The sequence below is a fragment of the Apilactobacillus intestinapis genome (genome assembly GCF_049166695.1).
Classification (GTDB): domain Bacteria; phylum Bacillota; class Bacilli; order Lactobacillales; family Lactobacillaceae; genus Apilactobacillus; species Apilactobacillus kunkeei_C.
In genome coordinates, this window is the sequence record NZ_JBMHFD010000005.1 from 83,235 (window position 1) to 94,240 (window position 11,006).

The window sequence follows — 11,006 nt, forward strand, 5'->3', positions numbered from 1 at the left end:
AGGTGATTGATAATGGTTAAGAAGAAACCAACTAATAAAGACGATAACTTGGTTGCGCAAAATCGCAAAGCTCGTCATGATTACCGTGTTTTACAAACCTATGAAGCAGGAATTGCATTGACCGGGACTGAAATCAAGTCTGTTCGTGCAAGTCGTGTCAATCTAAAGGATGGGTTCGCCCAAATTAGAGATGGCCAAGCTACATTGATGAATGTTCACATTAGTGAATATGAACAAGGTAATCAGTTCAATCATGATCCACTTAGAAATCGTAAATTGCTTTTACACAAGCAAGAAATCAAGCGACTAGCAAAGGAAACAGACAAAAAGGGAGTTACAATCGTTCCCTTGAAGATGTACCTTAAGAAAGGTTTTGCTAAGGTCTTGATTGGTGTTGCCGAAGGTAAGCATGAATACGATAAACGTGAAACAATGAAGAAACGTGATCAAGAACGTGAAATCTCACGTGTATTAAAACACTACTAAAAAAAGCGTCCCGGAATGGGGCGCTTTTTTGCGATGTGAATTTATTGTATATATGATAAAATTATATATAGAGGTGTTATAAATGAAACCTTTTATTCACAATGACTGGTGGGATGTATTGAAGCCAGAATTTGAAAAAGAGTATTACCAAGATTTACGCAAATTTTTAGTTGAAGAATATGAAAATCATGAAATCCATCCAAACGCTAATCAAATCTATGAAGCATTTGAATGGACACCATTCTCAAAAGTAAAAGTAGTTATTTTAGGCCAAGACCCATACCATGAACCCAATCAAGCACATGGTTTGAGTTTCTCAGTCCTACCAGGAGTGAAGGTGCCACCTTCGCTTCGAAATATTTACAAGGAATTAGAAAGTGATTTAGGCATCAAACCGGTTAATCATGGCTACCTTGAAAAGTGGGCCAAACAAGGTGTTCTATTATTGAACTCAGTATTGACCGTAAGAGATGGAATTGCATTTTCCCACAAATCAAAGGGATGGGAGAAATTAACCGATACTGCAATTGAAAAGTTATCACAACGTCCTGAACCAGTCGTATTTATCCTTTGGGGGAGAGCGGCTAGAGACAAGGTGAAGTTGATTAATACCAAGACCAATATTGTGATTGAATCAGCTCATCCAAGTCCATTGTCAGCACACCGTGGTTTCTTCGGATCCAAACCATTTTCAAAGACTAATATTGCCCTAGAATCATTGGGCGAGAAGCCAATTGATTGGCAACTACCAGAACACGTTACAATCCATTAGGAGGAAGAAATATGAGTTTACTAGATGAATTAAAAGAAAAGATTAGTGGTTTAAACAAGAAAATCGTTTTCCCAGAAGGAGACGACATTAGAATTATCGAAGCAGCTAGTCGTTTAGCTGACGAAAACCTAATCCACCCAGTACTATTAGGTGACCCAGCAGAAATCAAACAAAACGCCGGTGACTTCAACCTATCAAACGTTGAAATTGTCGACATTAACAACTACCCAGAAAAAGACTTCGAAGAAATGCTAGATGCATTAGAAGAACGTCGTAACGGTAAGAACACCCGTGAACAATTAGCTGAATGGCTAAAGGATGCTAACTACTTCGGTACTATGTTAGTTTACATGGACAAGGCTGACGGAATGGTATCAGGTGCAGCTCATGCTACCGGTGATACTGTTAGACCTGCTCTTCAAATCATCAAGACCCAAGAAGGCATGCGTCGTATCTCAGGTTCATTCTTGATGCAAAAAGGTGACACTAGATACATCTTTGCCGACTGTGCTATTAACATCGAACTAGATGCTAAAGGCATGGTTGAAGTAGCTAAGCAAAGTGTTATCACTGCTAAACAATTCAACATCGATCCAAAGGTTGCCTTTCTAAGTTTCTCAACTAAGGGATCAGCTAAGGGTGACATGGTAACCAAGGTGCAAGAAGCAGCTGCAATGGCCAAAGACGAACTAGATGTTCCTTCAGATGGTGAACTACAATTTGATGCCGCACTAGTACCAGAAGTTGCTAACAAGAAAGCACCTGGTTCAGAAGTTGCTGGACAAGCTAACGTTTTCGTATTCCCTGAACTACAATCAGGAAACATTGGTTACAAGATTGCTCAACGTCTAGGTGGCTTTGAAGCATTTGGTCCACTACTACAAGGTTTGGCAAAACCAGTTTCAGATCTTTCACGTGGATGTGTCGCTGAAGATGTTTACAACGTTGCAATCATTAACGCAATCCAATCTCTATAAGCAAAAGGAGGGATGATTCTTGGTTAAAGTTAACGTAGAATCACCTGATGAAACAAAACAATATGGTGAACAATTGGCACCATTATTAAAGGCTAAAGACGTCATCTTGTTGGATGGTGATCTAGGTGCGGGTAAGACAACTTTCACCAAGGGATTAGCTAAGGGCTTGGGTATTAAACGTAATATCAAGAGTCCGACATTTACCATTATCCGTGAGTATCAAGGTGGCAGATTGCCACTTTACCACATGGATATCTATCGTTTAGACGATGGTAGCGGGGATGAACTAGGACTAGAAGAATACTTCAATGGTGACGGTGTTAACGTTATCGAATGGTCCGAATTCATTGCCGATGAACTACCTGCCGATTACTTGAAGATTGTTTTCCGTCGTGATGATGAAAAGGGTGAAGACTTTAGAACCATTTCATTTGAACCAAGCGGCAAACGCTTTGAAGACATCGTTAAGCAAATTTTTCCACAGGTGGAAAAATAGCGATGTGTAATTTAGAGGTGCGTTGTGCACAACCAGACGATGCAGATAAGTTAATCGAATTGATTGCACAATTAAAACAGGAATCAGACCAATACACGATTGATCCAAATATTGGGAATTTATCCGTTGATGATCAAGCTCAACAAATAATGCTGGTTAATCAAACCCGTAGTTTTATCATTGGTTTAGCATTTTTGGGTGATCAACCGGTAGGGATGATTCAGGTCCAAGAACTACAAGATTCCGGAATCGGTGAGCTTGGCATTGCCGTCTTGAATCAATATAGTCACCAAGGAATTGGTGGCCAGTTAATGGATTTTGTAATTGATTGGGCAACCTATGACAGTAACTTATCCACATTGGCACTGGTTGTGAAAAAGACCAACGAACACGCAATTCACTTATACGCAAAAAGTGGATTTACCGTCGTAAAGAAAAGGGTAATTAATGCACTTGGAAGTGTATTATCCACACAAGAAATGCAATATAACCTAAAAAAATAAGCACCCAGTTGGATGCTTATTTTTTTACCTTGATGAATGACTTGATCACGTCATCATCAAAGTGTTCTTGTTGATAAATTAAAATATTAGCGCAAGCTAAGCTATCATCTAACGCATTATGATGATGGTGAAGTCTGATTCCTAAGTTGGCACAAACCGTATTTAGTTTGTGATTCTTAAACTCTGGGAAAAGATATTTACAAGTCTTAACCGTATCTAATGTTTTATAAATTGGAACGGTTAGTCCATAACGCATTAAGGTACGTGCCAATACACTATTATCAAATGAGTTGTTGTGGGCAATTACTAATTGATCCTTGGTAAAAAATTGCTTGATTACCGGCCAGATTTCAGGGAAGGTAGGCGCGTCAGCAACATCGCTTTCGTGAATACCGTGAATATCGACGTTTCGATAATTAAAATCGGTTTCAGGATTAATTAGAGTATAGAATTCATCAACAACCTTGTTATCGCGGACAACGGTTAATGCTAATGAACAGGCACTAGCTCGTTGATTATTGGCAGTTTCAAAATCAATTGCAACGAAGTTCATTAATAACGTCCTTTCGTTTTATTCTTTCAACATTATAACATGGTCTTACTATGTGATATCGTGGTAAAATTAAAAATGTATTAATACGAGTTAACTCGTTGTAAATATTAAAAGTATGTGTTTTCTACGAATAAACTCGTATAAATTATGATAATTAAGGAAAATGATTAAAATGGAAAAAATTAAGCTTTTAAAAAATGAACCATTATCAAAATATACATTCACAGAAACTGGTGGACCTGCTGACCTGGTTGCCTTTCCTAAAAATACAGACGAAGTCAGAGAATTACTATCAATGGCAAAACGTGATGATCTACCAATCACCATTTTAGGAAATGCCAGTAATTTAATCATCAAGGATGGTGGAATTAGGGGATTAGTCATCATCTTAACTGAGATGAATGAAATTACATCTCACGATGATTTAGTAATTGCTCAAGCGGGTGCTAGATACATCGATACTACCATTGTTGCCCAACAACACGGTTTAACCGGAATGGAATTTGCTGCCGGAATTCCGGGTAGTATCGGAGGAGCAGTCTTCATGAATGCTGGTGCATACGGTGGCGAAACCGCCGAAGTGATTGAATCAGTCACTGTTTTAACACCAGAAAATGAAATCAAGACACTATCAAATAGTGAATTAGATTTTGGTTACAGACATAGCGCTGTGCAAGACCAAGACGACATCGTTTTGGAAGCAACATTTAAGTTATCCGCTGGGGATAAAGATGAAATCCAAGCAGAAATGGATCGTTTAAATGCATTACGTGAATCAAAACAACCACTTGATCTACCGTCTTGTGGAAGTGTGTTCAAGAGACCAGAGGGTTACTTTGCTGGTAAGTTAATTCACGATGCCGGTCTTCAAGGATACCAATCAGGGGGTGCCCAAGTATCTAAGAAACATGCTGGGTTCATTGTGAACATTGATAACGCCACTGCTACCGATTACTTAGACGTAATCAAGCATGTGCAAGAAACTGTTTACGCTAAAAACAAAGTACATCTAGAAACGGAAGTAAGAATTATCGGACAAGACAAATAGGGGGATAATCCATGCAGCTTATTGAAATTATTTTATTTTTAACATTACTACTGCTTCTATCAACAATCATTAATCACTATGTTAAGGCCATTCCAGTTAGTTTAATCCAGGTCGTATTCGGATGTGGATTAGCATTGATTGGTAACTTCAGCATTAACCTAAGTACAGACTGGTTTTTACTATTATTCATTGCACCGTTGCTATTTAACGACGGGCGTCGTTTTCCCAAGGATGAACTTTGGGAATTGAGATGGCCCATCTTCGCAAACGCAATCATCTTAGTATTTATCACCATGTTCTTTGGTGGTTTGTTAATTTATAAATTAATTCCATCAATGCCACTTCCAGTAGCATTCTCATTAGCTGCAATTTTATCACCAACTGATCCAATTGCCGTTGAATCAATCGCCAAAAAGGTGCGCTTACCAAAGAACATTTTGCACTTGGTAAACGGAGAAAGTTTAATCAATGATGCCAGTGGTTTGATTGGTTTTAAGTATGCCATTGCCGCAACTGTTTATGGTGCCTTTTCATTAAAAAATGCCGTAGGGGACTTCTTCTACATCAGTATTGTTGGTGCCATCATTGGGGTAGTTACAATGCTAGTTATCTCATTGGTACGTAAATGGTTATACAAGAACGGTTTAACGAACTTAGTATTTAACGTAGTTCTACAAATTGTTTCACCATTCGTGATCTACATGTTATCTGAAGATGTTTTCCATGCTTCAGGGGTAATTGCGGTTGTAACAGCCGGAATTGTGTACCATGTGAATAACACATCCACACAATCATCATCAGCTGAGTTACAACTAATTAGCGAACAAGCTTGGAACATTATCGTTTACCTACTAAACGGAATCGTGTTCTTGATTCTAGGAATTGAACTACCATTTGCGATGGAAGCCGTTATTAACGACATGAAGTTCAACACATTCCAATCCATTGGTTACGCCGTTGTAACCTGGTTGATTATTCTAATCATTCGAATTGTGTGGATTATTCTATACGAAATCTGTCACAACCTAATTACCACTAAGAAGGTTGGACCAATCGATATCAGAACTGCAAACATTGTTGGGTTCTCAGGTGTTCGTGGTGCCATTACTATGGCCGGGATTCTTTCGATTCCATTGATTACCGTACAAAACGAGGCATTCCCTGATCGTGAATTGGTACTATTTATCGCATCAATCGTAATTATACTAAGCTTACTTGCTGCGGTAATTGTGTTGCCATTAATTTCTAAAAACGATCCGGTCGTTTCTTACAATAATGATAACCATTGGAGTGAAGAAAAGGCGCGTATCTACGTTCTAAACTACGTGATTGATGACATCAAACAAATGGACCGTCCTGATAAACACATTTGCAATATTTTAATCGATCAATGTGAATTGATGATTAGACAACTATCTTCAATCAAACCAGATGATTTAGAAAAGAGTATTCGTTCATTGGCTGTTGAATATGAACACCAAGCGGTTAAGAAATTAGTCGCAGACAAGATTGTTACTAGCAAGGAAGCCAATGCGATTAACTATCAAATTAACCATCGTGAATTGAAGAACCTAGTTGCATTTAATGATTTCAACTTAAAACTAGAATTCATGTCAGCCGTTCAAACAACCAAGTTATGGCTATTCAAACAACGTTCTGACAAGGAACAAAAACTAAAGATTCAAAAAGCTTTGATTATGGTCAATGACTATACCGTTCAAAAGCTAAAAGAACATGGTGATTCAAAAGTAATTAATTCCATTGTGGATGAATACACCAACCTTAGTTTAGCTTTAAGAACTCGTTCATTGGATTACGAAAAGTACTACCGTATCGCTAAGGAACGCGAACTAGAAGCTTACCGTAAAGGAATTCAAGAATTATTGATAAACGATAAGATTAGCTTAAAACTTGCTTCTAAATTAAGACAAGAAGTTAACTACGTTGAAAATAACGAATTAAGCACAGACTAAAAAAAGACAGCCAATAAGGCTGTCTTTTTATTATTCTTTTGAATCTTTCACATCTTTTAGGATTAGGTATAAAATCCAGTAGATAAAGCATTGAACAACTGTCATGATGAAGACAAATACTAACATTTTTAATGTCCACATCTCAGTTAATTGTTTGATCACCAAACGAGGTGAGAATAACAAGTAGATGGTGTGGAATCTAAGGAATCTACCAACGTAAATTCCGATTGATGAAACAACGTTTAAAGCAAAGATTAGCAATACTTTTGCCACTTTGGAATGAATTGAGAAGAATGCGAAGCAACGGTTTACGATTTGGAATAATCCGTAGAAACCAAGCATTGAGCATCCTAAAGCACTAATCATTAAGAATGAGTAGTTCATCCACATGTGAGCAGATAATCTTAGTAGTCCGTTTGTTCCATAGGGTTGAAGTAGTGATAAGTGGAATAGATCGGTCAATAGGTAGGGTGCATTTGGATAAAAGATTAACCAAAGTGCAAAGATTGGCCAAAAAATCCATGACTTTTCAACGTACTTATTTGTTAGTTCCAAACTCAGTTCAATGGGGATGTAACCCAAGAAGGTGTTTAATACTAAAAATTCAAACGGTGGCTTTGCGACCACGAATAAAAATATTATCCACAAAATGAAAAATAGGCGTACTTGCCAACGTGCGTTTTTAAACATGATTTGGACCCCTCAAAATATTATTAACCCTATTTTAACCCTTAAATGGCAAATATTGAATGATTATTACTTAAAAATTCTATCAAAAATGATAATGCTAAAAATAAACGAAAATGAGTGATATAATATAAAATATGAATGAAATTATGGAGGAATAGGTATGGGGATAAATTGGAGTAACATCTTAACACTAAGTAACCTTTTAGATATCTTAGTTGTTTGGTTCATTATCTATGAGGTAATTATCTTACTTAAGGGCACAAAAGCTGTCCAATTATTCCGTGGTGTTTTAGTAATTGCCATCGTGAAAATTATCAGTGTAATCTTCGGATTCACAACTGTATCATACTTAACTGACCAAGTTATTAACTGGGGAGTTATCGCGATTATTGTTATTTTCCAACCTGAAATCAGACGTGGCCTAGAACATTTAGGTCGTGGCTCAATTATTAAACACGCACAAAACCAAAACGTTGAAAATGAAAAGATGATTTTGGAACTTGATAAAGCCATCCAATATATGTCCAAGCGTAGAATTGGTGCTTTAATGACTATTCAAATGGATACCGGATTGGAAGACTACATCGAAACTGGAATTAAGCTAGATGCTGATATTACCGGTGAACTTTTGATTAATACATTTATTCCAAACACACCATTACATGATGGTGCAGTTATCATCAGTAATAATCGTGTTGCCGTGGCAGCTGCATACCTACCATTGTCACAAAGTAACCTAATTCCAAAGGAATTGGGAACTAGACACCGTGCAGCCGTTGGTATATCTGAAGTAACTGATGCCTTAACAATTGTTATCTCTGAAGAAACAGGGGAAGTATCAATTACCAAGAACAACGAGTTATTACGTGGAATGAATAAGGACGACTATATGAAGTTCTTACGTGATCAATTGATTACTAAGCAAGATTCAATGAATAAAAACTTATTTACAACCATCTTTAATTGGTTCGACAAGATCAAGCAATCAACAGGGGGGCAAAAGTAATGAAGAAGTTTAATAGCCCATGGTACCTAAGATTATTGGCATTGATTTTTGCCATCTTATTATTTGCTTATGTTAACCAGTCAAAACTTTTTGGTTCAGGCAGTAACTATGGTAGCTCTGAAGACATTACTCAATTGACTTCTAACAAGTCAGCCAACATCTCAGTGCCACTACAATTAAATGTCGATAACAGCAAGTATTTTGTTACCGGATATCCTGAAAAGGTATCAGTTAAGATTGTAGGACCTACAGCGTTAGTTACTACCACAGTCAACACACAAAACTTTAAGGTGTATGCTGATCTTTCCAGACTAGGTGTTGGAACTCATAAGGTTCGTTTGTATCAAGATGGTTTAAACAACGAATTAAGATACTACATCAACCCAAGTTATATCTACGTTAATATTCAACCTAGAAAGACAGTGGAATTCCCAGTCAAAGCCGAATACGAATCAGCTAACATTGCTGATGGTTATTCAGCTGGCAAACCAGTTCTTGGTACTAACAAGGTGAAGGTGACTGGAGCAGCCAACGAAATTGCTAAGATTAAGCAAGTTGTTGCTAAGCTAAGCATTCCACAAAACACCAAGAAATCAATGAGCTCTTCAGCTGTTTTAGAAGCATTAGACTCAAAGGGTAGAATTGTTAACATCATCTTGACGCCATCAACAACATCTGTTAACTTGCCAATTAGTAGTGGAAATAATAAAAACGTTCCACTAAAATTAAAGGTTGAAAATGGCTCAAGTAATCAAAAATACGAACTAACATCAGACACTGATAAGGTGAAGGTTTTTGGAACGAAAAAAGAGCTAGAATCAATTGATAAAGTAGTCGCTTATGTTGATGTTTCTGGAATTACATCAAAGAAAGTGATCAATGTGGAACTAGATAAGAATCTAAATAACGTTACTGGTTTCGATCCTGAAAACATCAAAGTAACAGTTATTCCACAATAGATTTTAAAGAATCGAATGATGAATGGAGATAAAATTATGAAGTATTTTGGAACAGACGGAGTTAGAGGGGTAGCTAACAAAGATTTAAGCCCTGAACTAGCTTTCAAATGTGGACGTGCCGGTGGTTACATTTTAACCAAGCACAGCCAAGCTGAAGGACAACCCCAAGTATTAGTTGCTAGAGATACAAGAATTTCTGGTCAAATGTTAGAAAGTGCTTTAATTGCCGGATTGCTATCAGTCGGAATTGAAGTTCTTCAACTAGGTGTCGTTACAACTCCGGGTGTTGCTTACCTTGTTAGAACTCAAGGAGCAGCTGCCGGTGTTATGATTACCGCTTCACATAACCCAGCTGAATACAACGGTATTAAGTTCTTTGGTTCAGATGGTTACAAGCTATCAGATGAATTAGAAGAAGAAATCGAAGCAATTCTAGAAGCTGACCAAGATGATTTACCACGTCCATCAGCTAAGGGTCTAGGTAGTGTTGATGATTACTCAGAAGGTAGTCAAAAATACATTCGTTTCCTAGAACAAACTGTTCCTGATGACTTATCAGGTATGAAGATTTGCGTTGATTCAGCAAACGGTGCAACAAGTAACCTAGTTTCACGTTTATACGCTGACTTAGGTATCGAATTTGAAACCATGGCAACTATGCCAAATGGAATCAACATTAACGACCAAGTTGGTTCAACTCACCCAGAACAACTACAAAAGATGGTTGTAGAACAAGGTGCTGAAATTGGATTAGCATTTGATGGTGACGGTGACCGTTGTTTAGCTGTTGATGAAAACGGTGAACTAGTTGATGGTGACAAGATTATGTACATTTGTGGTAAGTACATGTCAGATCACGGTCGTCTAAAACAAGATACTGTGGTAACTACTGTTATGAGTAACCTAGGTATGTACAAGGCAATGGAAGCAAATGGTATGCATAACGTTCAAACCAAGGTTGGTGACAGATATGTTGTTGAAGAAATGAACAAATCTGGTTACAACCTAGGTGGAGAACAATCAGGACATATCGTCTTCCTAGATTTCAACACTACCGGTGATGGCCTACTAACCAGTTTACAATTACTACATGTAATGAAGGACACTGGTAAGAAATTATCAGAACTTGCTGGTGAAGTAACTAAGTACCCACAACAACTAATCAACGTTAAGGTTAGCGATAAAGATGGTGCCCAAGCTGATGATCAAGTGAAGGCAGTTATCGCTGAAGTTGAAAAAGAAATGAACGGTGATGGTCGTGTCCTAGTTCGTCCTAGTGGTACTGAACCACTTCTACGTGTGATGGCAGAAGCCCCAACACAAGAATTAGTAGATGGCTACACTAAACGTATTGCAGACGTTGTTCAAGAACGTTTTGGAATTGAATAAAAAATTAAAAGCAATCTAATTAGATTGTGACCTGAACCCCTAAAATTGGAAGATGGTTATGCTATTTTCTGGGAGGAATTGATCCGGTATTCAACCGGTGACATTCCTCCCAGTTTTTGTTTTATACGATAATTGTTGTAATAAGATATATATT

At 37.5% G+C, this 11,006-nt stretch carries 13 protein-coding genes; 10 read left to right on the forward strand and 3 right to left on the reverse strand.

Going from position 1 to position 11,006, the window contains the following annotated elements; genetic code table 11:
- The first annotated feature begins 12 nt into the window (after positions 1–12).
- The 5 genes from smpB (at position 13) to ACOMA7_RS04800 (ending at position 3,234) form a co-directional block, all read left to right on the forward strand.
- On the forward strand, positions 13–486 hold the full coding sequence (gene smpB, locus ACOMA7_RS04780; protein WP_041152547.1) for an SsrA-binding protein SmpB: 474 nt from the start codon (positions 13–15) through the stop codon (positions 484–486).
- A gap of 82 nt (positions 487–568) precedes the next feature.
- Complete coding sequence (locus ACOMA7_RS04785) at positions 569–1,258, forward strand: uracil-DNA glycosylase (RefSeq protein ID WP_041152548.1); 690 nt, start codon at positions 569–571, stop codon at positions 1,256–1,258.
- Positions 1,259–1,269: 11 nt separating this feature from the next.
- Positions 1,270–2,235, forward strand: a complete 966-nt coding sequence (gene pta / locus ACOMA7_RS04790; RefSeq protein ID WP_053795232.1) for a phosphate acetyltransferase — start codon at positions 1,270–1,272, stop codon at positions 2,233–2,235.
- Positions 2,236–2,254: 19 nt separating this feature from the next.
- Positions 2,255–2,731: a tRNA (adenosine(37)-N6)-threonylcarbamoyltransferase complex ATPase subunit type 1 TsaE gene (gene tsaE / locus ACOMA7_RS04795; protein WP_421392309.1), complete on the forward strand. Its 477-nt coding sequence runs from the start codon at positions 2,255–2,257 to the stop codon at positions 2,729–2,731.
- Between the two features lie 2 nt (positions 2,732–2,733).
- Positions 2,734–3,234 carry a GNAT family N-acetyltransferase gene (locus tag ACOMA7_RS04800; RefSeq protein ID WP_421392311.1) on the forward strand — a complete coding sequence of 167 codons (501 nt, stop codon included), beginning with the start codon at positions 2,734–2,736 and terminating at the stop codon, positions 3,232–3,234.
- Positions 3,235–3,250: 16 nt separating this feature from the next.
- On the opposite strand, the gene ACOMA7_RS04805 is transcribed toward ACOMA7_RS04800, so the two are convergent.
- Positions 3,251–3,787 carry a 3'-5' exonuclease gene (locus ACOMA7_RS04805; RefSeq protein WP_054607982.1) on the reverse strand — a complete coding sequence of 179 codons (537 nt, stop codon included), beginning with the start codon at positions 3,785–3,787 and terminating at the stop codon, positions 3,251–3,253.
- A 163-nt stretch (positions 3,788–3,950) separates the two neighbouring features.
- Between ACOMA7_RS04805 and murB the strand changes: the two genes are divergently transcribed.
- Both murB and ACOMA7_RS04815 read left to right on the forward strand, forming a co-directional pair.
- Complete coding sequence (murB, locus tag ACOMA7_RS04810; RefSeq protein WP_054607983.1) at positions 3,951–4,835, forward strand: UDP-N-acetylmuramate dehydrogenase; 885 nt, start codon at positions 3,951–3,953, stop codon at positions 4,833–4,835.
- Positions 4,836–4,846: 11 nt separating this feature from the next.
- On the forward strand, positions 4,847–6,808 hold the full coding sequence (locus tag ACOMA7_RS04815) for a cation:proton antiporter (protein WP_421392315.1): 1,962 nt from the start codon (positions 4,847–4,849) through the stop codon (positions 6,806–6,808).
- Between the two features lie 30 nt (positions 6,809–6,838).
- On the opposite strand, the gene ACOMA7_RS04820 is transcribed toward ACOMA7_RS04815, so the two are convergent.
- Complete coding sequence (locus ACOMA7_RS04820; protein WP_054607985.1) at positions 6,839–7,498, reverse strand: DUF1361 domain-containing protein; 660 nt, start codon at positions 7,496–7,498, stop codon at positions 6,839–6,841.
- Positions 7,499–7,658: 160 nt separating this feature from the next.
- Between ACOMA7_RS04820 and cdaA the strand changes: the two genes are divergently transcribed.
- From cdaA to glmM, 3 genes are read left to right on the forward strand one after another with little or no spacing between them, the layout of a single operon-like run.
- The gene (cdaA, locus tag ACOMA7_RS04825) at positions 7,659–8,504 is read left to right on the forward strand and encodes a diadenylate cyclase CdaA (RefSeq protein WP_053791576.1); all 846 of its coding nucleotides are present in this window, start codon (positions 7,659–7,661) and stop codon (positions 8,502–8,504) included.
- Positions 8,504–9,463: a CdaR family protein gene (locus ACOMA7_RS04830; RefSeq protein ID WP_421392319.1), complete on the forward strand. Its 960-nt coding sequence runs from the start codon at positions 8,504–8,506 to the stop codon at positions 9,461–9,463. Before cdaA ends, ACOMA7_RS04830 begins: the two co-directional genes overlap by 1 nt.
- 36 nt (positions 9,464–9,499) lie before the next feature.
- Positions 9,500–10,852: a phosphoglucosamine mutase gene (gene glmM / locus ACOMA7_RS04835; RefSeq protein WP_054607987.1), complete on the forward strand. Its 1,353-nt coding sequence runs from the start codon at positions 9,500–9,502 to the stop codon at positions 10,850–10,852.
- A gap of 56 nt (positions 10,853–10,908) precedes the next feature.
- Here glmM and ACOMA7_RS04840 read toward each other — a convergent pair whose 3' ends face one another.
- Complete coding sequence (locus ACOMA7_RS04840; RefSeq protein ID WP_080719905.1) at positions 10,909–11,001, reverse strand: IS3 family transposase; 93 nt, start codon at positions 10,999–11,001, stop codon at positions 10,909–10,911.
- Positions 11,002–11,006: the final 5 nt, after the last annotated feature.

Coding starts and splice junctions, on each gene's coding strand:
- smpB (WP_041152547.1), top strand. CDS start 13: ATGGTTAAGAAGAAACCAACTAATAAAGACGATAACTTGGTTGCGCAA.
- ACOMA7_RS04785 (WP_041152548.1), top strand. CDS start 569: ATGAAACCTTTTATTCACAATGACTGGTGGGATGTATTGAAGCCAGAA.
- pta (WP_053795232.1), top strand. CDS start 1,270: ATGAGTTTACTAGATGAATTAAAAGAAAAGATTAGTGGTTTAAACAAG.
- ACOMA7_RS04800 (WP_421392311.1), top strand. CDS start 2,734: ATGTGTAATTTAGAGGTGCGTTGTGCACAACCAGACGATGCAGATAAG.
- ACOMA7_RS04805 (WP_054607982.1), bottom strand. CDS start 3,787: ATGAACTTCGTTGCAATTGATTTTGAAACTGCCAATAATCAACGAGCT.
- murB (WP_054607983.1), top strand. CDS start 3,951: ATGATTAAAATGGAAAAAATTAAGCTTTTAAAAAATGAACCATTATCA.
- ACOMA7_RS04815 (WP_421392315.1), top strand. CDS start 4,847: ATGCAGCTTATTGAAATTATTTTATTTTTAACATTACTACTGCTTCTA.
- ACOMA7_RS04820 (WP_054607985.1), bottom strand. CDS start 7,498: ATGTTTAAAAACGCACGTTGGCAAGTACGCCTATTTTTCATTTTGTGG.
- cdaA (WP_053791576.1), top strand. CDS start 7,659: ATGGGGATAAATTGGAGTAACATCTTAACACTAAGTAACCTTTTAGAT.
- ACOMA7_RS04830 (WP_421392319.1), top strand. CDS start 8,504: ATGAAGAAGTTTAATAGCCCATGGTACCTAAGATTATTGGCATTGATT.
- glmM (WP_054607987.1), top strand. CDS start 9,500: ATGAAGTATTTTGGAACAGACGGAGTTAGAGGGGTAGCTAACAAAGAT.